Consider the following 25,119-nt stretch of genomic DNA (forward strand, 5'->3'; position numbering starts at 1 on the left):
GTATGGTGCCTGGAATGATTGCAAATATCAATCAAAAACAAGGGTCCCTACAACTGCCAGCTCATTATTTCTCAACCATTGGCTTAATTACTTTACCTACTATGAATTGAGGAGGAATAGAAATGGAAGCTATTTTATACCATCAAAAAATACAACAAACACAACCCAAACGGACTTTTAGCCAATGGGTTTTAAAAAACAATAAATGTCACAAGAAAAAGACACCTGCTGATACTTTAATGGGATTAATCCTTAATAAATTTGGTGTTATGTAACCATGAATAACGATAATCGTTTCTATATTATTATGATAAGTATGATTCTCCTTATTTTCTTAATCGTTACCATTAAAGAAAGCGGCGTTATGGATGATCGGCTGACATATGAGAATGATGATTTTACCCTGAATAATACAAAACCATGGGGTAAACAGGAGGGCCCGTATGGTGTAACTTCTGATAGTACCATTGCTACTGAGGTAGGAATGAACGTACTAGAACAAGGCGGCAATGCTGTTGATGCTGCTATCGCAGTAGGGTTTGCTTTAGGTGTTGTTGAACCGCATGGATCGGGAATTGGCGGAGGAGGAACGATGTTAATTCACTCCGGCAGAGGCCAAGAACCAGTCGTTTATGATTATCGTGAAACTGCACCGGATAAAGTACCGTCAAGTGGTAGCGGGGTGCCAGGCTTTGTTAAAGGAATGTACAAAGTACATGAAGATTTCGGTACCACCAATATGGAACAGCTAATTCAGCCTTCCATTAATTTGGCTAAAAATGGGATAACTGTTTCAGAAACACTTCACGAAAGTTTGGAAGTCTCTGCTGATCGCTTACCCGATTTAAACCATTACTTTCCCGGTGGAGAACCCATTGAAGAGGGAGAACTATTAACACAAAAACAACTGGCGGAGACGTTAAAAGAAATCCAGACAGAAGGACCAGATGCCTTCTATAACGGAGACATTGCAACTGAAATTAACGATGAAGAAGAGGAATTAGATAAGAAAAATTTGAAATCGTACAATGTGGAAGTTAAACAGCCTTTAAAAGGTGAATTCGGTGGCTATGATGTGTTAGCTCCGCCCCCGCCTTCTGGAGGTGTCATGTTAATTCAAACTTTAGAAATGGCCGAGTCACTCCAAATCGAAGACACTAAAAATAACCCTTTAGATTTTTCGGCAACGATGGGGATGATTAGTAGAAGAAGTTATCATGATCGTTTACAAAAGGTTGGAGATCCTCACTACACAGATGTCCCAATCAAGGAAATGATTTCACAAGATCATATCAAGGATCTCGCGTCTAGTATTAATAGTTTGAATAAGTCTGAAAATTTTCGAACGAATTTGGATTCAGACGCCGATATAGAAGATCATGGAAATACCACGCATTTTGTAGTAGTTGATAAAAATGGGATGATGGTCTCCGTCACAAATACTCTCAGTGACTTTTTTGGATCGGGAGAGTATGTGAATGGCTTTTTCTTAAATAATCAATTAAAAAACTTTAGTAATAACAAACATTCTCCAAATCGGCCGGAACCAGGTAAACGTCCATTTAGTTATACGTCACCGACAATATTAGCTAAAAACGGAAAGCCCGTCATCGGTATTGGAAGCGCTGGAGGAAGAAGAATTACGTCAATGGTTGCTCAACAGCTAGTGAAAATGATTAAATTTAATGAACCTATTCAAGCAGCCGTAGAAGAGCCTAGAACGTTTTTGGAATTTAATCAGGACGTTTTAAAAGCAGAGAAAGATTTTGTATTTTTAAAGGATCCTGAAAATCTGGGGATTGATGTTGAATTTTATGATAACTCGTATTACTTTGGGAATGTCCAGGGATTGGTTATCGATTATAGAAACAATAAAATGCATGGAATTAGTGATCCACGTAGACAGGGAAGTTGGATGTCAAAGTGATCTATAAAGGCTTCTTCCTTCATTTAAGAATTAGATGTTAACGATTTATTTTCAAAAAAGTGGGGCTATCTCATAAACTTGAGAAGCCCCACTTTTTTATTCTTCAATTACTTTTTAATCTAGCCCTTTTAAACTTTCTTTAGATTATCCGTTCTTTTTTTCCGCTCAAAAAATTCCTTACCTTATTTTTTCTTCCTGAGGTCTTTCATAAGTTCTGCTTCCCTCATATCGCGGGGGCCAATATGAGCTTGTGGTTAGGTCGATAACGGCTACGCCATAAGACTGGGTGGCAACAATAATTTGATTGTTGCCGATATACACCGCAGGGATCAAACTGGATCCTTCAAAGAACATCAGGTCTCCGCGTTCAATTTCCTCTCTGGATATTTCAGTCCCTTCCTGCCATTGCTCTTTTCCATAGCGCGGCAAATCAATATTCAAGCCTTTTTTGTATACATACTGGACGAAGCCGCCCGTGTCAAAACCTTCTTCCGGTGAAGCTCCTCCGAGCTCATACTCCGTACCAAGAAGCTGAGAGGCTTCCAATATCGCTTCATTATCATATGGAATGGTTAAATCATTAAAGCGTTTTACTCCGGTAAAATGCTCCTTCCAATACCCATTCATATACGAAATGGTTGTTTCTCCTTCTTCTCCCGTGGCATGGATGACGTGATCATCCCCGAGGTAAATGGCGGTATGAGAGATTCCTTCCTGCCATGTTCCGGAAAAATAGAGAACATCTCCCGGTTTGATATGATTATCGAGTTCCATAGAATTTATATCTGTCCCGGCCTCTAAGATGGTTTCGCCAACCTCCCATTGTTTGTAACTGATCCGCGGCAGATATACCCCCAATGCATTTTGAAATACGGTTTGAATAAAAAAGGAACAATCAAACCCCTCGAGGGTACTGCCTGTCATAACATACGGGGTTCCCATATACTTCACTGCTTCTTGTATCAACGGATTTTCATGATCTTGATAGGTGGCTGGATTGGATTTTTTCAATAATTCATCTGTATAGCGGACAGCCCCAGCATACCTTTCATCATAATACGTGTGATAATCTAAATGCCGTTCTTTCACTCCGGAGGAGGATGCGATAATAAACTGGCGGTCTCCCGTGTAAATACCGGCAATCAATCCTTGACTGCCTTCAAAAAAGACGACATCTCCTGGCTGCAGCTCGTCCTGACTGATTTTTTCTCCGGCATCATACAATCCGCCAGGCTGTTTAGACAGCCAGCTCCCGGTTGCCTCTTGATACACATAGTGTACGAAGGTGCCCGTACTAAATCCGTCTTCAGGGTCCTCGCCCTTCTCATTATAAGGACTTCCAATGAGAGCTTTTGCCTCCTTGACAATGTCATTGTCCGGTGGCTCCGGTTGCAGACTTTCTTCTGTGTATCGTTTGGCACCAACATACGCGTTAGACCAGTAATCGCTCGTCTCCATGTTTCTTTCGGAAATACCTTCGCTTGTTACGATAATGAACCGGCCGTTATCGATATATATCCCCGACATCAAGTAGGTGCCTTGAAAAAACACGACATCCCCGGGCTGTGAATGCTCCTGTTCGACACTCTCGCCAAGGAGCCATTGATCACTGGCAGACCGCGGCAGTGAAAGGTTCTTTGATTCGGTATAAATAAATTGTACAAGTTCTGAGGTAATAAAATCTTCATGATTTTCTCCGACACTTTCAAGTGCTAAATAAGCAGCAGAATCAATATTAGAAAAAGCAGGTGATGAATCGTCCAACGCACGAGCAAGGAAGACAGAAAACTGAGCACGTGTGGTATTACCATTCGGCCGGAAAGTATTACCTTTCTCATACCCTGTTGTCACACGGGCTTTTGCAATATTTGCAATGTCTTGATAAAAAACATAATCTTCATTGATATCCGCAAAATAAACTTGTCCATTTGAGAAGTCAAAAGAGCGATTCAAAACTGCTGCCATCTGTCCTCTTGTCAGGGTATCATTCGGCATAAACGCTCCATCTCGCCCTGTAATGATGCCTTCATCCTGAACGGTTGCAGCCATTTTATAAGCATGAAAGTTTTCATCAATATCTGAAAAATCAGATGGCGGCCGGTCAGTTGTGTCTAAACCTAATGCTTCAACAATCATGGAAGCTGCCTGGCTGCGAATAACAGATTCATTCGGTCGAAAAGTACCATCATCGTAACCTGAAATAATGCCTTTTTCTGCTAAAAATTCAATTTCCTCCTCTGCCCAAAAGTCTTCTGTTACATCAGAAAAAGGGTTCGAACCTGCTGATGTAACAGGCATATATATGAAAATAACCAAAAAAAAAGAAAATAAATACTTTCCAACTTTCATAGATTCCTCCATTTTCAATTCATGATTGATTTGAGCCCCTGTTACTATCCCTTTTATCTTTTAATTTTTCGATTTTTTTATTCAGATACTAATGCCATTTTTTATGATAGAGGTGATATTAAAACAAAGAGGGTTTAATAAGACATAAGACTGTTGAGTAGAAACTTTATTATATTTCTTTTTTTCCATCTATAATTTCTGCATGAATGTTTCTAACTTTTTTATTTAAAGAAAACATGTTTTCTTCCGCTTGACCGGCACTTTCTGCCTTAAATACTTTATATTCGCGCTTCCCCTTATATGTATAATTTACCTTGTATATATTTGCTTCATGTTTTTTCTGGTTTTTATTGCTAAACCTTTTCTCCTCATCCAACTTTTATCCTCCTCTTTTATTCTTATATTCGTTTCGGCAGCATGTACATTTACTTTCTCCTTTGTTAGCAGCAACGTTTCATATTGTTATATTGTACCATTACTTTAATCTTACCTGAAAATACTTTGTAGTACAAACGTTTTGTTATAAATATCATAAAAATGTATTTTTTGGACAATATAGGTTGAAATCCTTAATAAAATAGTCCGTATACATAATCATTTAGTTGCATCGAATACGTTTTCGGTAATTTATAGGTGTTTAAATCTACGTTTTTTTCACACTATCCCATTTAAGAAAATAAATAAGCCATTCGATTCATTTTTGATATTTTTGGAAGGTATTTCTATTTTATGTTTGAATTTAGTTACATAATTCTACTAATAAATGGGAGGAATAAACATGATGAGGAAAACGAAAGAAACCGGTATCGTCACAGTATTGTTTTTATTTCTGTTGGCAACGGCATCCTTATCCGAGTCAGTAATGGCCCATGGTAAAGAAGATTCTGAACTTTTAAAAATCGAAAGTTTAACAGGACACAAAGAGATGGCTAGCTTTTTAGAGGACGTTGATCGAAAAGCAGAACACATTTCTGTAGAAGTAATCGGAGAATCTGTAAAAGGACGTGAACTTCATCTTGTGAAGGTTGGAAATGATCTTGAGGACACAAATAAACCAACCGTATTATTTTTAACTCAACAGCATGGTAATGAACCACTAGTTACGGAATCTGCTCTGGAGGTTATTAGCCAATTATCAAATGACAGTAATGAAGTAAGTAATTTGATGGACCAGGTAAACATTCTTATTGTCCCACGGTTAAATCCTGATGGCGCAGAAGGAGATGTAGATTGGGATACTTCTAATTTGTACAGAAACGGTGTACAAACTCGAAATAATGCTAATGGTATTAATATAAATCGAACCCATAACTCATTATCCCAACCTGAATCAAGGGCGCTGCACGAAAATGTCCTTCAACAATATGACATTGATTACGCCATTGATTTTCACCACCAAATTGCCAATCGAGCCACTGACGATGGAGAGCTTGTTTCTGGAGCAATGCTTTACCCGACAAATGACGATGTAACAGAAGAAGTGCTAGAAAATTCTAAAAAAATCGGAGCTGTTTTGTATGAAGCAATAGAACCTAAAGATTACAGTAATTTAGCATACTACGATAGCGACAACACGTATACTTCTATTGCCAGAAATAACCTTGCAGCGAATTACGGCATTCCAACGCTTCTTTATGAAGGTAGAGGATTATCTGATTCGCTGAATAAAGTTTCGATTTTAGAGCAGAAATATAGTGACGTTCAAATTGAACAAGCAGTAGAAGCTATGATGGCCGTTATAGAAGCAGCAGCTGACGATTCTATTGAAACGGCTGATACAAGTATTTGGGAATCTTTGCCTGAACAACATACTATAGAATCTACAGAATGTGAATAGTTGCCTGGTAAAATTATAAAGGTCAGAAAGACGGGAAGCGTCAACCCGATTTCTGGCCTTCCTTGTTGTCTGTTTTCGATATAGCTTCAAAGTTGAAATTATCATTATAATATAGTAAACTTTCTTATCCTTCTCTAGATCAGGATAGGATTCAGCATGTCAGCAGCTTTTCTCCTCTCCTTATTCTTGTACCATTTTTCCATTTCATCAGTAATCACAAAAATTGTATAGGTTTCTCATTTATTCATGTCTTTCCATTGTAAAGTGAGAAGTTATAGGTGAATTCACTACCCACAAAAGAAACTCATTGTATATAATATGAAAGTATTTAACCTGATTTTCCACTAACGAAGTAACTAATACGAAAACGCTTTAAAAAGGGAGAAGACAAGATATTATGATGAAAAAATGCTGAACAATATTACTAATTCATTAGGAGGGCATTACTCTTGGCAGATAAATACAAGAACTATGAAGAATTGGCTGACAATGAGGTTGAAGGAGAAGATTATGAAATTATAACCTCTCCCAATGTTCTTATTCTTGCTATACATGGAGGCGGGATTGAACCTGGAACCTCTGAATTAACAGAGTATGTGGGGAAAATTAATAATTTTTCATACTATCGATTTGATGGAATCAAATCAACTGGAAATTATGACCTTCATATTACGGCGACCCGTTTTGATGAACCGAAAGCTGTTAATATGGTATCATTCAGCTCTCGCACCGTTGCATTACACGGTTATGCAGAAACGGATATAAAGCATACGTATGTTGGAGGATTAGATGAAGAATTGATAAGACTCGTTAAAGAAGAATTAAAAAGTTCGGGGTTTTCGGTTAGTGAAGCGCCTGATAATGCCGACGGAACGGATCCTGATAACATTTGTAACAGGAATTCAATTGGAAAGGGAGTTCAAATAGAAATAAGCACAGCGCAGAGGCAAGCTTTTTTTAAAAACGGTGATCTTTCCAGGTCGAATCGGGTCAATACAGTACAAGAATTTTATGATTATGCTTATGCTCTAAGCAGGGCAATCAACAGAGTGTGATAAGGCCGTATCTTCTCAAAGAAGATACGGTGATATTTTTATACTTTAGAAATGTTTAACTTTGTTAAAGGATCAAAGTATAAGCAAAACTACGACTTCCGCCATTTGGACTTGGCGGTAAGCCAAGTTTTTTTAATGCTTTAGGAACGTTTTCTCTATAATAGATCATTTTTCACTCACCCATGTGCTTTGCCGTTAGTAACAGCTTTGTTATCGTTTAGATTATTTAAGCGTATCGTTATAAGACTCAGTAGCTTCCTTTAGGCCGTCAATAAATTGATCATAGACGTCAGTGGTGTTTTCACGGTTTTTTCGCGACCAGTCATCGTTTTCAAAAAAAGTTTTACGTAATCCTGCAGTTAATTCTAACTGGACACCCTTTTTTAGCTGATTATCGTTAACGATGTTTTTTTTGCTCATTCCTGCTATTTCATCTGGTGCATTTTCAACATGAAAGCCACGCTTTTGAAGAGAGTGTCGTATCTTTTCCTTATAATCTCGATTTCGCCCGCCTAAATAAGCAATGGAATCGTCTTCATGATATCCATGAATGGTTAAAACGCTTACAGAATTTTGTGCCATTTCTCGTCCTATCGGTTCATCAAAGTCCTTAGAGTTAATATGCAAGATTAAGTTGTTCGATGGCTTTATCCCTTCAAATAAATAATAGGAGTAATTTACTTGTTGGGCCACCCCTTTTGCCACTTCGGAAGTTCCCGGTTCAATCCCGCCGCCGTGGATAGCGAGAACGGATATATCGCTGTTCAGTTCTTCGTAGTTTATTTCATAATCTTCATTCAACACTTCATGTTCTGCTAAGTCTTCGTAAGAATCGTAGTAATCGGTGCTTGCTTCGGATAAAAAGCTAAATGGTATCAACAATAAAGAAGCAGTAATGAAAAGAGAGCACCGCCATTTTTTTGTACTATTCATGTCAAACATCCTTTTTTCTAGAATATGCTGGCTTTTATGAAATTGGAATAGTTATATAACATAAAAGAGTGATTTTTCTGAAATATCAGTTAATTTATTAGGAGAAACTATTATAAATACAAAGGATTATTTTAGGTTTATAGTTTTAGTTTATAAGATTTATTTATTATGTTCTTTTAGGTTTTCCTTCAAAAAATCAGGATTTATTGTCCAATTCATATCTTTCTTTAGTATAGTTCTATCTTATCGTTATGGTATGAAGAGCGTGATTCATATATTCTTTAGGAATTTATGGATGTATGATTTTATTCGAGGTCATTTAAAAATTTAGAAATAAAAAAAAGGAGTGGTATGCATGCAAAAGTTCCTCGCCTTCATCATCGTTCTGTTGATGTTATTTACGACCGATACCACGTTTGCTCAGGAAGAAGAGGATGCTGCGGCAAAGTTGGCTATTGAAATGGTCGGCCCAAATAACCAACATTTTATTACGTCAGAACTTGTCCAGTATATATTTGAGGAATCCAAAGGCATATATCTCCCTCGCTTCGCTCAAAAACAAAAAGAGTTGGGAACGGAAGTAGAAAGGGATGATTTACAGGCCGGAGATGTTGTTTTTTTCCAGGGCTCATCGTTAATGTCCGGTGTCTATATCGAGAACGGACGTTTTGTCATTGTTACTAGTGATGGCATCACAGAACGAAATCTTGACACAAGTAAATACTGGTCCGATGTTTACGTTGGGGCCAAGCGGTATTCGGAGGAAGATTTCACTGTTGATGATCCTGCCGCGCAATTGGCTCTTGATCGTGTCGGAGAAAATCATGAAGATTTTATTACCTCAGAGCTTGTACAATTTATTTATACCGAATCAAAGAATCTTTCACTGCCGCGGTCTGCCAGTGATCAATGGCTCCTTGGCGAGAGTGTCGAACAGGAGCATTTACAGCCCGGGGATGTCGTGTTTTTTCAAGGCACCTACTTGATGTCGGGGATATATATCGATAACGGCCGGTTCATTATCGTAACAAGCGAAGGTATTTCCGAAAGAAACATGGAGACGAGCGATTACTGGTCTAACGCGTATGTTGGTGCCAAACGATACACAGAAGAAAGTCTGCAACCGGAGCCACCGGACAATGACATTGTCAAGGAGGCAAAAGCTCTCATTGGAAGTCCTTATAATGAGAAGGGCGAGGACCCTGAAGACGGATTTAGTACGGGCACCTTCGTACACTATGTGTATCAAGAGGCAACCGGGAGCTGGCTGTCTAAACAGCCTGGCGGATTGTATGATGCCGGAGAAAAAATCAGTCAGGACGAGCTGCAGCCAGGAGATGTCGTCTTTTTTGAAGGCAGTCAAGGATTGATTGCCGGTATTTACACGGGAGACCGCCAGTTTATTATCGCATCCTCCTCCGGAGTGAAAGAACGGCATTTAGATTATCACACGTATTATGATGAAAGGTATGCTGGGGCTGTCCGCTATACAGATGAATTATTGAAAAAATCCAATCCAGCCACCTATCAAGATCATGAAAATCCGTTGATACAAGAAGCAGTGAAGTATATGGGAACCCCGTATGTTATGACAGGCAGTACCCTCGAGGGGTTTGATTGTTCCTTTTTTATTCAAACCGTATTTCAAAATGCATTGGGGGTATATCTGCCGCGGATCAGTTACAAACAATGGGAGGTTGGCGAAACCATCTTAGAGGCCGGGACAGATATAAATTCTATGGAACTCGATAATCATATCAAACCGGGAGATGTTCTCTATTTTTCCGGAACATGGCAGGAAGGAATCTCTCATACCGCCATTTACCTCGGGGATGATCACGTCATCCATGCCACGGGAGAAGAAGGAGAAACAACCATTTCGTATATGAATGGGTATTGGAAGGAGCATTTTACCGGAGTAAAACGCTTTAATGATTTAACCATTCCATATGATAATGAAGCGATATTGGAAGCCTCTCAGCTTCTTGGTACGGAGTATGAGCTCGGAGGAGCTTCACCGGAAGAAGGTTTTGACACGGGCGGCTTCGTCCAGTATGTATACAAAAAAGGCTTGAATATTGATTTGCCGCGCTATGGAAAAGAGCAATGGCAGGAAGGGACTGAAATATCCAGAGAGGAAATTGAACGCGGAGACCTGATGTTCTTTGAAGGATCCAGTTTGATCCCTGCGGTGTATATCGGCAACAATCAAATTATTGTTGCCACCCAGTCTTATGGCATAGCCGTTATCGACCTAACCACAAGCTCATATTGGCCCCCGCGATATGAGGGAAGCAGAACTTATGAAAGACCTCAGGAAGAAAACAGGGAAGCACAGCTTGCTGAAGCATACAATGGCGACGCATATGAAGGAACCTCTACTGAATTTATTCATCAGCTCTTTGAAGAAGGTTCCGGTATTACCTTGCCGACAACTATGGAATCACTTCGCCAAAGCGGAGAGGAGATTCATATCGAAGAGCTCGAGCGTGGAGACCTGATGTTCTTTGCCGGAGAAAATAACGGAGAAACTCCAGAGCTCACTGCTATTTACCTTGGAGAAGGCAAGTTTGCTTCCGTGATAGATGGAAAAGTGGATATCACTGATATGAATACAGATCAATACTGGATTGAGCGATTAATAGCTGGAAGGCGAATGACAGAATAACCGCTCCTCAAATGTAGATCAATAATCGTAATTTTAAGACAACCCTCTTTTAATGTTCACTATCTAGGTAAAAGAAACCAACCGTGATCATCTTTCCTCTTCACGGTTGGTTTTTTTATGTATAAAGTTTTGGAAATACATTCTGCATATGCAACATTACTATATTAAATTTTTGTAAAAAAGTTTATTTAATATTTATGCTGAGCAAAATGGAATGGTTATATAGAACTACAAAAGTAATGTCGCGTGTAAAAGAAACGAAAAATTTTATAAGAAAGGTTAACTTGTCAAAGTTTTATACGAATACAATTATAATGCATGATTTCTGTCGGAATATAATAAAATCCGCGTGTACACTGAATAGAACAATAGGAACCCATTTGTTAATTTTATATTAAATTGTAATCTTTTTGTAATATAAAGCGTATCGGAAATACCCAATTGTTAATAATTTTCAGAAAACTTTATTCTGTAAGAAAGTCTGATTAAGTAATGTAGAGAGTTCAGTTACTATTCATGTGTAAGATCTTTTTACGCAGTTCACGAATATTTTGAAAGGAGCTCTGTTGATGGCTAAAGAGGAGGAGAAACTTTTGCGAAAGAAATTTGAGGTGAACATTCGATGATTCTAATGATTGTAATGATTGCATTGTTTGTCGCCGTTGTTTTAACGCTTGGAATCATTGAAAAGAGAAGGCATTTACGTAACATTGATTCGATTCCAATTCGCGTTAATATTAATGGAATCAGAGGTAAATCTACGGTTACGCGTCTTACTACAGGGGTGCTGAAAGAGGCAGATAAGAAAACAGTAGGAAAAACAACAGGAACTTCTGCCAGAATGATTTATTGGTTTCAAGATGAGGAGAAACCGATTAAGCGTCGTCCTGAAGGGCCGAACATTCGTGAACAAAAAGAGGTAGTAAAAGAAGCGGCTGATCTGGAAACAGAAGCACTGGTTAGTGAGTGTATGGCTGTAAACCCTGATTACCAGGTGATTTTCCAGGAAGAAATGCTTCAAGCTAATATTGGAGTTATCGTAAATGTTCTGGAAGATCATATGGACGTGATGGGTCCTACCCTTGATGAAGTAGCAGAAGCATTCACAGCAACAATTCCTTATAATGGTCATCTCATCGTGTCGGAGAGTCCATATGTCGATTATTACAGAGAGATAGCTGAAAAAAGAAATACAAAGGTTATTGTTGCTGATGAATCTAAAATATCAGAGGAGTTTTTAAGAAAGTTTGATTTCATGGTGTTTCCACAAAATGCAGCTTTAGCGATGGCAGTAGCAGAGGCGCTTGGCATCGATGAAGAGACTGCAAAACAAGGAATGTTAAACGCACCGCCAGACCCAGGAGCAATGAGAATCAGCCAGTTTGGAGACCTTAAGCAGCCATCTTATTTTGTTAATGGATTTGCTGCTAATGACGCATCTTCTACTCTGAATATTTGGGAACGGATCAAGCAGCTCGGCTACCCTACACACAATTCTGTTGTAATTATGAATTGTCGTGAGGATCGCGTAGATCGAACAGAACAATTTGCTATTGATGTGTTGCCTTATATTGAGACGAAGGCATTGGTATTAATCGGAGAAACAACTGGTCCCATCGTAGACGAATATGAGGCCGGGAATATTCCAACAAAAAAATTGTTAAATCTTGAACACTATGAAACCGATGAAATTTTCAATAACCTCCACCCATACCTGGAAGATACGGTTCTGTATGGAGTGGGTAACATTCATGGTGCGGGAGAACCACTAATTGAACGATTTGAAGAAGAAAAACAGAAACGAATTGCATTTGTCAGCTAGGTAGGAGGAAAAACATTGTTTGGAGCAGATTTATATATATCACTAGTCGTAGGAATTGTTTTAAGTCTAATATATGCAGAAAAAACAGGCGTACTGCCTGCCGGGCTCATTGTACCCGGGTATCTTGCTTTAATTTTTGATCAATTTGTATTCATAGGAATCGTATTACTTATTAGCTTTCTCACGTATTTTATCGTCGTTTATGCCATAGGAAAAATGACGATTTTATATGGGCGGCGGAAATTCGCGGCAATGCTAACAACAGGAATTATTTTAAAAACGGTATGTGATTTCTTTTATCCCGTTTTTCCTTTTGAAATACATGAATTACGAGGGATAGGCGTAATTGTTCCTGGTTTGATTGCAAACACAATACAAAAGCAGGGGGTCGTCCCTACTGTGGGAAGTACTTTATTACTGAGCGGTATTACGTTTGGAATCATGGCCGTTTACTATATGTTTTAGGGTGAAGTCAATGACAAAAAAATTATCTTTTCAAGAAAAGTTTCTAAAGTTTATTAAAAAACATAAGAAAGTCAAAACGAAACATACAATGTTGGCTACTATTCTTATGCTTATATTTATCTTTGTATTTACATCACCAATGTTAGATTCACAAGAAAGTGTATTAGCCGACGAAGAAAACGATTCATTACTTACAGCATCGATGGTTGGTGACATGATGTTTGGCAGATATGTAAAAGAAGTAACCGACCAACATGGTTATGATTATTTATTTGAACATGTCAAACCGCTATTTCAACAATCGGACTACGTCACTGGAAACTTTTACAATCCTGTTCTGCTTGGAGAAGATGAACCAGAAGCAGAAAAAGAAATTGTATTTGAAACGGATGAAAAAGCCGTTGAAGCTTTAGAAAAAAATCACTTTACAAATGTTAACTTGGCGAATAAGCATATGTTTGATTATGGCCAAAAAGGGATTGTAGATACTGTCCAGACACTTGAATCTAATAATATAGGTTTTGCCGGTGCTGGAGAGACCCTGGAACAAGCAGAAAAAATACACTATGAAGAAAAAAACGGGTTAAAAGTAGCAACTTTAGGGTTCAGTGATGTTTTTGCAGAAGGGGATATTGCAAATGAAGGTAGAGGAGGTATTTTACCTGCTGATCCAAGTTTATTTATCCCTTTAGTAAAAGAAGCAGACAAAAATGCAGATCTTGTTGTTGTTCATATGCATTGGGGACAAGAATATGATAGCAACACCCATCCGCGTCAAAGAGAAATGGCGAAAGGGATTGCGGACGCTGGTGCGGATATTATCATGGGCCATCACCCACACGTTTTGTTATCAGCAGATGTGTACAATGATACGTTAATCATGTATAGCTTAGGTAATTTCATTTTTGATCAAGGCTGGTCCCGAACGAGAAATACTGTGGCTGCTAATTATCAACTTTCAAAAGATGGCCAGGCAAAGCTTGTTTTTCATCCATATCGAATTTATGAGGGGCAACCTAAGCCTCTAGGAGGGCCGTTAGCTGCATATCATGAAAACCAGATTTTCAGTCAGCTCACAAAAGAGACGTCATCTGATGCGAATTGGTATGAAGAAGATGGAAAGCTGATTTTTGAAGTAGATCATTCTGAAGTAGTTGAAGGAAAGACAACAAATAAACAAGGAACTAACGAACAGCAGCCGACTAACGAACAGCAGCCGACTAACGAACAGCAGCCAACTAACGAACAGCAGCCGACTAACGAACAGCAGCCAACTAACGAACAGCAGCCGACTAACGAACAGCAGCCGACTAACGAACAGCAGCCAACTAACGAACAGCAGCCGACTAACGAACAGCAGCCGACTAACGAACAGCAGCCGACTAACGAACAGCAGCCGACTAATGAACAGCAGCCAACTAATGAACAGCAGCCAACTAATGAACAACAACCAACTAACGAACAATAAAAACTGAATACCATCCTGGCAAGCGGTAATTTTACGGCTTTACTGTTGAAGTGGAACGTGAGATGCTAATAATACGGGGGTGATAATTGTGAAAATAATTAAAGCTTTGATGCCGTTTGCTTTTTTAGGGGGAATGATCATGTTAATGGATGTCCTTAAACATGAACAAACATTAGATATTGTAGAACGAGCAGTAATGGAAGAACAGCTACAGCAAATTGAAGAACAAGAGGTAAAATCAGTCAATGAGTGAACGGAATGTGAGCATATCACCTCAGGATTAAAAACAAAGAAGAGCCAGAAATTGATGAATGGGATGGAGTGCTAAACAAAACCGAAAAAACGAAAAGACAGTAATGGATAAAACGATTACTGTCTTTTTCTTTTTGTCTCAATGCTGTCCTTTATATATCATTTATCTTAACATCTATGACTCATACATCCGGGTGTGAGGGGGCTGCTTGATTGAGCTTTTTTCAAAACACTAACAATAATTATTTTTATACTTTATTTCCCCTGTTTTTCAATTGTAACAAGTCATAAAATTTTGTATTACACCTATTTTAAATAGACCTTTAACCTTTTTTTATTTGGTAAGGTATTCTGTGGCTGTGTATAAATTTTTCATACACCCACTGAGATGGAGGTGAACTATTCTTGTTAAAAAAGTTACTTTCGTTATGTTTGATTTTAAATGGATTTGTTCTAGGGCCAAGTTCAGTATCAAGTGAAGAAAGTGCCCAGACTAATTCAGATGATACATATGACAATTATGGCGTAAGTGCTTCCCACCCTGAGGCAGTGGAAGTGGGTATGGAAGTCCTTGAAAATGGCGGCAATGCCGTTGATGCTGCCATTGCCGTTTCCTATGCGCTGGGAGTGGTAGAACCGTTTGGATCCGGCATTGGCGGGGGCGGGGAAATGTTGCTTCTACCGCCAGACGAAAAAGAACCGATAGTTTATGACTACCGGGTAACCGCTCCTTCGGATGAAGAGCAGGGTGATAAAGTATCCGGTGTCCCCAGTCTCGTAAAAGGACTGGAAAAAATCCATCAGGATCATGGGTTAACCCCGTTTGAGCACCTTGTTTCCCCTGCCATTTCTCTTGCCGAAGATGGATTTGAAGTGGATTACCTATTATGGGAACGTCTTACGGCCGCTTCTTTCCGTCTGCCGGTCAAAGATATGCCGCATTTCTTTCCTGATGGAGAAGCAATTGAGCCAGGAGAGACGTTAAAGCAGCAGGAACTAGCCGAAACTTTGACAAAAATTAAAGAAAACGGTCCGAGCGCTTTTTATGATGGTGAAATCAGTAAGCAAGTAACGGAAGCTGTTCCGTATCTGGATGAAGAAGAGCTGGAAGGATATGAAGTTAACATCACAGAGCCGGTGAAAGGTGAATTACAAGAAGGGACCATTTATTCTGGCAGTCCGCCGCTTGCCGGAGTATCAGTCGTTCAGTCGTTACTGCTTGCTGAAAAATTAAATATAGCTGAAACAAAAGGGGAGGAAGGTCAATTCACCCACTTAATGACAGAAATCTCAAAAGCAACAAAACATGATCGAATAACAAAAGTCGGTGATCCGAGTTTTTCTGATGTGGACGTGGATGAGCTTACCAGCGATGAACATATCGACAATCTGGCTGAGCAAATCTCTCCTTCAAATCCATCCCGGGAAACAGGGAATGATGAGGAACATGTCGACGACGAACATACAGACACGACACATTTCGTCATTGTAGATCCGGATGGAATGGTCGTATCTGCAACCAATACGCTAAGTAATTTTTTCGGTTCAGGAGAGTATACAGCTGGTTTTTTTATGAATAATTCCATTGAATATTTCAGTGAAAACAGCGAATCACCGAACCGTTATGAACCTGGCAAGCGCTCAAGAAGTTTAACAGCTCCATCAATATATATGAATGATGACAGAGTTATGGGGATCGGAAGCCCCGGAGGAAACCGAATTCCACCTGTTATGGCACAAGTGTTAGCCAGGCATTTCTATTTTGATGAATCACTGGAGGACGCTGTAGAAGCTAAGCGGTTCTTTGGACAAGATGAAAACCTGTATATAGAGGACGGTTTTAATGATGAAACGCTGGTAGATGTGATAAAAAAAGGGTACCAGCATGAAACAAGGACTTTGCCGGTCTACTTCGGAGGGATTCAAGCCCTCGACTTAAATAAAGAAGACGGTACGATTAATGGAATTGCTGATGAACGACGAGAAGGATTTTGGGATGCAAAAAATAAAGATAAATGGAAAGATTATGTAGAAATTGCACTTGGGCTTTTCTTCATATTGGGGGTTATTTTTCCGTTACTTCATTTAGTCCATTGTTTACCCTGGTTTCGAACAAAAGATGAAGGGGTGCAGCGAAAACTGGAAAAAGAAAAGGGAATTAGTATACTAGTCCCCTGTTACAATGAAGAAGGAATTATTGAGACGTCCCTTGAAAATATGAAATCATTATCGTATTCAAAGTTTGAGGTTGTTTATATCAATGACGGTTCAACGGATCGAACCATGTATCTTTTGAACAAGTTTTTAAAGTTGAAACCGAGTTCTAGATCTCCGCTCAAAAAATTAAAGCATAAATGGGTGAAAAATGTTTATCAATCTGAGCTGTATCCGCATATATACGTTATAGATAAATCAAATGGAGGAAAAGCGGATGCGTTAAATGCGGGTATTGAATACGCTGGCGAGAGTTTGGTTGTCACGTTGGACGCTGATACCGTTTTGACAGAACGTGCCTTGCCAAAGGTTAATGAAACATTTGAAGATAAAGATGTTGTTGCTGCAGGTGGAATGGTGCATGTATTGCAAACCAAAACATCTAAACCTTTGAGCCGTCTGTCTTTACTTCATACAAACATACTATTACGTTTACAGATGTTTGATTTTCTAAAAGCATTCTATATTACAAAAATATCATTGGCACGCTTTCATGCTTTAGCGATCATATCAGGAGCGTTCGGTATTTTTAGAAAACAAGCACTTATTGACGTAGGAGGGTATCGATCAACGGTAGGAGAAGACATTGACATTACATTAAAGATGCATGAGTACATATCCAAACATGTCAACAAAAAAGTTGTTCATATAAAGGAAGCCATTTCTTATACAGAGCTGCCTGAAACCTTTAAGGATTTTTTCAAACAACGCGTACGCTGGCAAAAAGCGTACATTGATTGTGTCGTCCATTTTGGGTCTTTCTTTTCGAAAACTTTATTTACGAAAGCAGTCTCGTTTTTCTATATCATGGAATCATTTTTAATAGGGATCGTCTCTGCTTTTGTTATGACAGTCTTTTTTGTATTTTACGCTATCTATAATCCGCCTGATTCCTATTTATACTATACTTTATTCTATTTGTCCTACCTTTTTGTATTTGGTGCTGTGTATGATTTAGCAGCGATTGGGTTGAATAGGTATTACGGATTTAAGTTTCAAAAGAAGGATATGTATTCATTATTTACAACCATTCTTTTAGATGTGTTTGTCTATCGTTTTGTTCTTATGTATGTGGTAATATACGGAACGATTAATTATTTCTTTAACAAAGATTGGAATAAAGTTTCTCGAACAGGCAGAGATTATAAAACGGATTCTGAACGTGCAGCATAGTTTGGTAGCTATTTATTTGTAACAACAAAATGCTCAATTCTTTTTGGGATTTTACGGCATTAATGTTTCTCTAGTTGGGATAGATGAGAAATGAAATGCTAGGAGGTACCATAATGGAAACGGAAAAGAGAAAGAAAATAGTACTTTTTATTATAGTAACAATTGGAGTATTAGTTATGGGTGGAGGGGGTTACATCTGGCAAGCAGTAGCCTCAACTACAGCAAATATTCAAGAAGATCTTGACCGCGTGAAATCTGAGAAACGGCTAGAAGAAATTAATTTCAAAGATGGTGATCCCATTTCTGTCTTACTAATGGGGGTTGATGATCTACAAAGTCGTGAAGACCTCCGCCGGGCTGATACATTAGTTTTATTAACGATTAATCCGCATACCGAATCAGTAAAAATGGTAAGCATTCCTCGGGATACGTATACTGACATAAGAGGTAATAGAACGAAAGAGAAAATTAGCCACGCCCATGCCATTGGTGGTAGTCAAACAATGATTAGTACTGTCGAAAACTTCTTAGATGTCCCTGTTGATTATTTTGTAAAGGTCAATATGGATAGTTTTATAGATGCTGTTGATGCAGTGGGAGGGATAGAAGTAAATAATGATCTCGATTTCACTTTTCATGATGTGCATTATCCGAAAGGTACACTCTCTTTGGATGGTGAAAAAGCATTGGGCTATGCTCGCATGAGGCATGAAGATCCACAAGGTGACTTTGGCCGTCAACAGCGGCAGCGTCAAGTAATTGAAGCTGTCATTAACAAGGGGGCAAGCATATCCTCTATTACGAAATTTAACGATATTTTTGAAGTCGTTGAAGACAATGTGAAAACGAATTTAACGTTAGATGACATGTGGAATATTCAATCCACATATAAAAACGCCATCAATAATGTCGAACAGCACCACATTAAAGGTGAAGGCAAGAAAGTGGATGGAAAATACAATTATGTACCAGATGAAGAAGAACTTCATACACTGTCTCAAAAACTAAGAAACCACTTGGAGCTTGACAAATAAAAATATGAGTAAATGATAATTATGTGTATGCAGCTAACCAATCATTCACGTTCTATGAAAGGATCTAGCGGAATGATTTATATTGGTGACACCAGTAAAAAAAGAATGGCTCTTACCTTTGACGATGGACCAGAAGACATCTATACTCCGCACATTTTAGAGATATTAAGGGAAAAAAGTGTGAAGGCCACCTTCTTTGTTATTGGCAAGGAAGCCAGGGCTTATTCTAAACTATTGAAACAAATTTATAAAGAAGGCCATGCAATTGGTAACCATAGCTGGGATCATAGCAAGTTACCTGGTCTTACAGACAAGCAATTGATTGAAAGCATCCAATCTACAACGATGGAAATTGAGAAAATTACAGGGGCCGACACGGATTTGTTCCGACCGCCGTATGGTTCTATCAACGATCAACAGGTAACGCTGCTTCATGAGCATGGGTACCGATTAATTATGTGGGGAATCGATACCATTGATTGGAGTGGTTCATCTGCAAAAACGATTCTATCTAGAGTGATCGAACAAGCGACTCCTGGGGGTATCGTCCTTCAACATACCATTCGTGTGCCGGAAAAATTAGATGAAACGATTAAGGCGCTGCCTCATATCATTAACCAATTGCGTTTAAAAGGTTTTGAGCTTGTCACTGTTCCGATACTCTTAGACAAAATAGAATGAAGAAAAGATATATAGTTTACGAAGGAGCGGAAAAAGAGGTCAGGATTTTGTTATTCGAAAAACGTTTGGATAAAGTTTTTACACGAAATTTGCCGATACATCTCGCGATTTTTTCGTAAGATGTATCGGCTTTTCTTTTGCATTTTTTGTTTGTTCAATTAATACTACATAGTACCTTTAGGTTAGAGAGAAGCGCTGAAATCCGAAGGAGAAGGCTGAATCAAAAGGTAGGATAGTAAGACAGGCGGTGACCGAACTTGTCAATGAGTATTTTCTTATTCGCAGGCATGGAGGTGGAACGTATGTAGTGGAATATAAAATTCCACAGGGGAAAAAATTAAATAGCTTTAGTGAGGAGATGCGTTTGAGAGGAATGCTGCCCGGCTCGAAGCTTTGCGAGAAAAAATCGTGCTAAGTCCTTCAGCGAATATGGCGGCTGAATTAAAATCAGAAGGAAAGCTGCTTTTTTAAAACGTTTACGGCTACCAGATCTTAAACCTATGGCGATTGAAACGAGTATGCTGCCGATTGACAGATTCCCCAATCTTGAAAACAGGGACTTTTAATATGAATCCCTTTATGAAATTCTGGAAGAAGAATACAATACTAAAATGACAAAAGCTCAAGCCATCAAACCCCCTTACCGAACCTTTTGCGGAATTTAAATAGAGATGGTTTAGTACATGCCTCTAAAATATGCTGGCTTTCGCCATTAAAACTTGGCGAAAGCCAATGTAAGTTATGATTTGTCCTTCGTGATATTTAAATGTTCTTGGAGTTTCTTCGAAATAGATTCAAGTTTATCTTTGTCGGGTTTATAATAATATGTTTGATCAATCTCGGTGGATTCTCCTTCTAATTGATGCTGCTCTATATTATGACGTGCACTTTTATAATTGGATTGAAGATCCCACGCTTCTTTAAAAGTAATGTTCGTTTTAACATGTTCTTCCACAATTTCAAACATATCATCCACTTTTGTAAGAGAAGAGATGCTTGCGCTTTGTTGGATTACTGCTTCTAGGACTTGCTGTTGTCTAAGCTGCCGGCCAAAGTCGCCGCGCGGATCCTCGTGACGCATACGCGCATAACCTAGTGCTTCTTCTCCGTTTAATTGCAGCTTACCTTCAGGGTAATGATGATCCCAAAACGTAAAATCCAAATCATTCTCTACTTCTACTCCTCCCAGGGCGTCTACAACGTTTGTAAAACTTTCCATGTTTACTTTCAACACATAATCAACAGGCACATCGAGCAAGTTCTCAACGGTACGTATCGTTGCTTCCGACCCGCCAAAGGTATAAGCATGGTTGATTTTATCTTTTTTCCCTTTACCTGCTATCGTTGTAAGGGTGTCACGAGGAATACTAATCATGTTGATAGATTCGTCTCCTGGACTTAAGGTCAATAAAATAAGGGAGTCCGTACGTTCTTCCCCGTCATCAACACCCATTAATAAAACAGAGACAGGCTCTCCATCTTTTAAGTTAATAGGAGCTGGACGCTTATCTGATTGTTCCCAATCCACATCATCGTTCATGTTTGCTAATGTGGTAGATGTCATTTGTAAGAAGTAATTGCCTATACCTAAAGTTGTGACTGCCGCTAAGGTGAAGAAGATAAGAAAAACTCTCTTTATCTTTACTGTATTCAAGCTTACTCACCTAAAGTTATTAAGATTTTTATTTCTTCTGATAGAAACATAACTATGCTACTGGACCAATATTATCTTGATAATTACGCCCGGTACGTTCTACTTTATTCCAATCTTTATTAAAGAAATATGCAACGCTTCCATAAAGGACGAAGTATATTGTTACAAATCGATAGATGAAAATGTCAAAGAAGATAGTCAATAGTAAATAAACTTTCTCCTTCTTCTTATGAAAAGTGAATCCATAATATTTTCCCATCCTTACTGCCATTAGATTGTAAGCTAAACTAAAGATAAAAATGTAACCCGCATAAAACAATATAAAAAAAGCATAGGAGGAAGGAGGGTTTATTATGGCATTGATAATAACAATAATGGTAGTAATATATGTAGCCATTGTACCTGCTACAAATGATTCAACAACGTAGAAAAATGAAACAGCTTTAGAAATTAATGTTTTTCCAAAAAAAGATCGGAAATGGAAAAGGCAGTCAATGAAGGCTTTTTGCCAGCGTACACGCTGTTTAAATAAATCCTTCCAGCATTCAGGAAGCTCCGTATAACCAACTGCTTCTGGTAAAAAGATAATTTTTTTGTTTTTATATTTGGATATATATCGGTGGATACTCAGCGTAATATCTATATCCTCTCCAATGGTTTTGCGGTATCCACCGGCATTTAATAACACTTCTTTTCTAAAAATGCCAAACGCTCCAGAAATAACGGCAAGAGACCGAAAGCGCGCCAGAGACACTTTATTAATATAGAAAGCTTTTAAAAAATCCAGTGTCTGTACACGAACAAGCATATTTGTACGCAATAGGGATAAATAATGTAGAGGTTTAGAGGTTTTGGTTTGAAGAACATGAACCATCCCCCCCGCAGCCACTATATCCTTATCTTCAAATGTATCGTTAACTACAGATAATGCTTCATCCGTTAAAATGGTATCTGCGTCTAAAGTGACGACCAGGTCTTTTTTAGAGAATTCAATGCCGGCATTTAAGGCATCAGCTTTACCTCCATTTTCTTTATCTAAGACATAAATGTGAGGATAACGTTTAGATTGGTACAAATTATTTACTTTTTCATGTGACAGTTTTTTGAGTGGAGAAGTAGTATAGGATCGCAAATCTAATAATTGATGCAAGGAAGATAATGTCTGATCCGTTGAGCCGTCATTAATATAAATAACCTCAAATGCCGAATAAGATAAGGATTTCATGCTATGAACCGAAGTCTCAACAATATTCTGTTCGTTGTAGCAGGGGACCAGTATACTAATTCCCTTTTTCTTTTCTATACGAATTCTTTTTCCTTCATCCTGATCTTTAAACCAGGGCAGACAGTGCAGTAAGTGAAGGGAAGGAAAAAAGATACATAGACAAAACAAAACGACCAAAAAGATTGTCACGGTGCTCCACTCCTTCCTCGTACTTTTATCCAGCCAATATAGTTTTTACACGCAAGTGCAATGATTACATGAAAAATTGTTTTTTGAAAGAGAAAGGACCGAAAAACATGCCTAATACCTACATGACATGGAAAAAAATAGTTATTCATAATGAGGTTGTACTATCAAAACTCGAATAATACTTGCAAAACACTGATAAGATTCTATTACTATGGATTAAAATATAGTAAATCAATGCCTGTGTAGTCGAAGACAGAAAGACTTTTTAACAGATTTTTTTATTCAAAATACCTTCTGTAAAAATTTATTACAAACATGACTTTTGATTAATTTTTTGTAAATAACACTTTATTGTATTTTTTCTATGGTAGGATGATCATTGATGTCGAAATTTGTAAAACGGTGGTGATTAGTTTTGTTTAAAATTATGATGTCATTAAGTTTATTATTGAATCTTTTTTCTTCCGGGGAAGCCGCTCAACCAGAGGAAGAAAATAATGAATCTGAGGTAAGTTCCGAAACTTCTTCGGACAATTACGGAGTAACTGCTTCTCATCCTCTTGCGGTGGAAGTGGGGATGGAGGTACTTGAAAACGGAGGAAATGCTGCTGATGCAGCAGTTGCTGTTTCATATGCACTCAATGTTGTTGAGCCGTTCGGTTCTGGAATTGGCGGAGGAGGACAAGCATTACTTTTACCGCCTGATAAGGAAGAGCCTATGGTTTATGACTATAAAGTAGCTGCCCCTTCTAAAGAAGATTGGGATGGTGATGTTACAGGAGTTCCAGGCTTTGTGAAGGGGATGGACACCATACATAAGGAACATGGTGCTAAATCTTTTGAGGAATTAATCTCCCCTGCTATTGAGCTGGCAGAAGATGGTTTTGAAGTGGATCCAGTTTTAGCTGAACGCCTGGATGGAGCAAAATCGAGGCTTTCTGTTGATGACTTGTCCCATTTATATCCGAATGGAGAGCCTATCGAAGCTGGAGAAACCCTAAAACAATCAGATTTAGCTGAAACGTTAACAAAAATCCGAGATGATGGACCAAGTGCTTTTTACGAAGGGGAAATTGGTGAAAATTTTGCAGAAGCTGTTCCCAATGTAAAGGAGTCAGACCTAGAAGACTATGAGGTTACAGAACCAGTACCTGTGAAGGGTGAACTGAATGAGGGAACCATTTATTCTGCCAGCCCTCCTCTTTCAGGCGTACCGTTCGTCCAATCGTTAAAGTTAGCTGAATATATGGATATTGAAGAAACCAAAGATAATGAAAGTGAATTTGCTCATGTCATGTCTGAAATATCAAGGGTTACAAACAATGACAAAATAAATAAGATCGGCGATCCATCAAGCAAGGAAATAGACGAGGAAGAGCTCGTAAGTGATGAGTATATTGAAGAATTAGCTGATGAAATATCACCTGATGAGCCATCCACAGAAACAGCAGCTGATGATGAAAATGCAGGTGACGACCATACGGATACGACTCATTTTGTCGTTGTAGACAAAGATGGAATGATGGTATCAGCAACAAATACATTGAGTAACTTTTTCGGAACTGGAGAATATGTAGATGGCTACTTTATAAATAATGCCGATAAATACTTTAGTAAACTAAGTAATTCACCAAATAGCTACAAACCAGGTAAACGATCCAGAAGCTCCACTGCACCGAGTATTTTTATGAATGAGGATAGAACCATAGGTATAGGAACTCCAGGTGGCGGACGAATTCCAAGTGTTATGGCGCAAGTGTTAACGAGACATTTTTATTTTGACGAATCACTAGAAGAAGCAGTAGAGGCCTTGCGTTTTTATGGACGGGATGGAACATTCTATGCAGAACCTGGTTTTTCTGAAGAAGTGCTAGAAGATATGGAAGAGCGTGGCTATGGTATAAGAGTCAATCATCACACCATGTTTTTTGGCGGTATTCAAGCCTTGGAAGTAGATGCAGATGAAGGTACTGTAAATGGAATTGCAGATGAACGTCGAGGCGGTTCCTGGGACTCGAGTAATAAAGAGGAAGAATAAATGATGGATTGTCTAAAATCGATGGGGCTGCATGTTTGCAGCCCTTCCTTTTATATAAAGATACAAAAATACGATTGGTGGTGGGGATGATTAACTGAGATGCCTGATGTAATAACTGCTGATCAACCCACAGAG

Annotated in this window: 18 protein-coding genes; 13 read left to right on the forward strand and 5 right to left on the reverse strand. The window is 38.6% G+C overall.

The window, feature by feature from the left end:
- The first annotated feature begins 122 nt into the window (after nt 1-122).
- On the forward strand, nt 123-275 hold the full coding sequence (locus CEF16_RS23965) for a hypothetical protein (RefSeq protein ID WP_170032224.1): 153 nt from the start codon (nt 123-125) through the stop codon (nt 273-275).
- 2 nt (nt 276-277) lie between these two features.
- A complete protein-coding gene (ggt, locus tag CEF16_RS20690) occupies nt 278-1,927 on the forward strand; it encodes a gamma-glutamyltransferase (RefSeq protein WP_091587559.1) in 1,650 nt (549 codons plus the stop codon).
- 177 nt (nt 1,928-2,104) lie between these two features.
- On the opposite strand, the gene CEF16_RS20695 is transcribed toward ggt, so the two are convergent.
- Entirely contained in the window at nt 2,105-4,276 is a 2,172-nt protein-coding gene (locus CEF16_RS20695) for an NlpC/P60 family protein (protein WP_170032227.1), read from the reverse strand.
- A gap of 169 nt (nt 4,277-4,445) precedes the next feature.
- Complete coding sequence (locus CEF16_RS20700) at nt 4,446-4,652, reverse strand: hypothetical protein (RefSeq protein WP_091588467.1); 207 nt, start codon at nt 4,650-4,652, stop codon at nt 4,446-4,448.
- Nucleotides 4,653-5,054: 402 nt separating this feature from the next.
- On the opposite strand from CEF16_RS20700, the gene CEF16_RS20705 reads away from it, so the two are divergent.
- Nucleotides 5,055-6,113 (forward strand): M14 family zinc carboxypeptidase, encoded by a 1,059-nt coding sequence (locus CEF16_RS20705; protein ID WP_170032230.1) that lies wholly within the window; start codon nt 5,055-5,057, stop codon nt 6,111-6,113.
- 449 nt (nt 6,114-6,562) lie between these two features.
- Entirely contained in the window at nt 6,563-7,168 is a 606-nt protein-coding gene (locus CEF16_RS20710) for a poly-gamma-glutamate hydrolase family protein (RefSeq protein ID WP_091588463.1), read from the forward strand.
- A 222-nt stretch (nt 7,169-7,390) separates the two neighbouring features.
- On the opposite strand, the gene CEF16_RS20715 is transcribed toward CEF16_RS20710, so the two are convergent.
- On the reverse strand, nt 7,391-8,101 hold the full coding sequence (locus CEF16_RS20715; protein ID WP_091588462.1) for a poly-gamma-glutamate hydrolase family protein: 711 nt from the start codon (nt 8,099-8,101) through the stop codon (nt 7,391-7,393).
- A 355-nt stretch (nt 8,102-8,456) separates the two neighbouring features.
- On the opposite strand from CEF16_RS20715, the gene CEF16_RS20720 reads away from it, so the two are divergent.
- From CEF16_RS20720 to CEF16_RS20750, 8 genes are all read left to right on the forward strand, one after another.
- Entirely contained in the window at nt 8,457-10,769 is a 2,313-nt protein-coding gene (locus tag CEF16_RS20720) for an NlpC/P60 family protein (protein WP_096241770.1), read from the forward strand.
- 622 nt (nt 10,770-11,391) lie between these two features.
- On the forward strand, nt 11,392-12,591 hold the full coding sequence (gene pgsB / locus CEF16_RS20725) for a poly-gamma-glutamate synthase PgsB (RefSeq protein WP_245917947.1): 1,200 nt from the start codon (nt 11,392-11,394) through the stop codon (nt 12,589-12,591).
- A gap of 15 nt (nt 12,592-12,606) precedes the next feature.
- A complete protein-coding gene (gene pgsC / locus CEF16_RS20730; RefSeq protein ID WP_091585805.1) occupies nt 12,607-13,056 on the forward strand; it encodes a poly-gamma-glutamate biosynthesis protein PgsC in 450 nt (149 codons plus the stop codon).
- Between the two features lie 10 nt (nt 13,057-13,066).
- Nucleotides 13,067-14,524, forward strand: a complete 1,458-nt coding sequence (locus CEF16_RS25025) for a CapA family protein (protein ID WP_096241771.1) — start codon at nt 13,067-13,069, stop codon at nt 14,522-14,524.
- Nucleotides 14,525-14,612: 88 nt separating this feature from the next.
- Complete coding sequence (locus CEF16_RS23975; RefSeq protein WP_170032233.1) at nt 14,613-14,777, forward strand: hypothetical protein; 165 nt, start codon at nt 14,613-14,615, stop codon at nt 14,775-14,777.
- Nucleotides 14,778-15,181: 404 nt separating this feature from the next.
- Complete coding sequence (locus CEF16_RS20740) at nt 15,182-18,163, forward strand: gamma-glutamyltransferase (RefSeq protein WP_091585809.1); 2,982 nt, start codon at nt 15,182-15,184, stop codon at nt 18,161-18,163.
- Nucleotides 18,164-18,276: 113 nt separating this feature from the next.
- On the forward strand, nt 18,277-19,197 hold the full coding sequence (locus tag CEF16_RS20745) for an LCP family glycopolymer transferase (protein ID WP_091585811.1): 921 nt from the start codon (nt 18,277-18,279) through the stop codon (nt 19,195-19,197).
- Between the two features lie 72 nt (nt 19,198-19,269).
- The gene (locus CEF16_RS20750; RefSeq protein WP_170032236.1) at nt 19,270-19,878 is read left to right on the forward strand and encodes a polysaccharide deacetylase family protein; all 609 of its coding nucleotides are present in this window, start codon (nt 19,270-19,272) and stop codon (nt 19,876-19,878) included.
- 739 nt (nt 19,879-20,617) lie between these two features.
- On the opposite strand, the gene CEF16_RS20755 is transcribed toward CEF16_RS20750, so the two are convergent.
- Both CEF16_RS20755 and CEF16_RS20760 read right to left on the reverse strand, forming a co-directional pair.
- Nucleotides 20,618-21,532: an LCP family glycopolymer transferase gene (locus CEF16_RS20755; protein WP_091585815.1), complete on the reverse strand. Its 915-nt coding sequence runs from the start codon at nt 21,530-21,532 to the stop codon at nt 20,618-20,620.
- A 52-nt stretch (nt 21,533-21,584) separates the two neighbouring features.
- The gene (locus tag CEF16_RS20760) at nt 21,585-22,946 is read right to left on the reverse strand and encodes a glycosyltransferase family 2 protein (protein ID WP_170032239.1); all 1,362 of its coding nucleotides are present in this window, start codon (nt 22,944-22,946) and stop codon (nt 21,585-21,587) included.
- Nucleotides 22,947-23,361: 415 nt separating this feature from the next.
- On the opposite strand from CEF16_RS20760, the gene CEF16_RS20765 reads away from it, so the two are divergent.
- Nucleotides 23,362-24,984 carry a gamma-glutamyltransferase family protein gene (locus CEF16_RS20765; RefSeq protein ID WP_091585818.1) on the forward strand — a complete coding sequence of 541 codons (1,623 nt, stop codon included), beginning with the start codon at nt 23,362-23,364 and terminating at the stop codon, nt 24,982-24,984.
- Nucleotides 24,985-25,119 lie beyond the last annotated feature (135 nt).

This window comes from Alteribacillus bidgolensis (assembly GCF_002886255.1).
Lineage (GTDB): Bacteria > Bacillota > Bacilli > Bacillales > Marinococcaceae > Alteribacillus > Alteribacillus bidgolensis.

Bases quoted from the DNA above. Each gene is read 5' to 3' on its own strand.
- CEF16_RS23965 (WP_170032224.1), top strand. From the start codon at position 123: ATGGAAGCTATTTTATACCATCAAAAAATACAACAAACACAACCCAAA.
- ggt (WP_091587559.1), top strand. From the start codon at position 278: ATGAATAACGATAATCGTTTCTATATTATTATGATAAGTATGATTCTC.
- CEF16_RS20695 (WP_170032227.1), bottom strand. From the start codon at position 4,276: ATGAAAGTTGGAAAGTATTTATTTTCTTTTTTTTTGGTTATTTTCATA.
- CEF16_RS20705 (WP_170032230.1), top strand. From the start codon at position 5,055: ATGATGAGGAAAACGAAAGAAACCGGTATCGTCACAGTATTGTTTTTA.
- CEF16_RS20715 (WP_091588462.1), bottom strand. From the start codon at position 8,101: ATGAATAGTACAAAAAAATGGCGGTGCTCTCTTTTCATTACTGCTTCT.
- CEF16_RS20720 (WP_096241770.1), top strand. From the start codon at position 8,457: ATGCAAAAGTTCCTCGCCTTCATCATCGTTCTGTTGATGTTATTTACG.
- pgsB (WP_245917947.1), top strand. From the start codon at position 11,392: ATGATTCTAATGATTGTAATGATTGCATTGTTTGTCGCCGTTGTTTTA.
- CEF16_RS25025 (WP_096241771.1), top strand. From the start codon at position 13,067: ATGACAAAAAAATTATCTTTTCAAGAAAAGTTTCTAAAGTTTATTAAA.
- CEF16_RS20745 (WP_091585811.1), top strand. From the start codon at position 18,277: ATGGAAACGGAAAAGAGAAAGAAAATAGTACTTTTTATTATAGTAACA.
- CEF16_RS20750 (WP_170032236.1), top strand. From the start codon at position 19,270: ATGATTTATATTGGTGACACCAGTAAAAAAAGAATGGCTCTTACCTTT.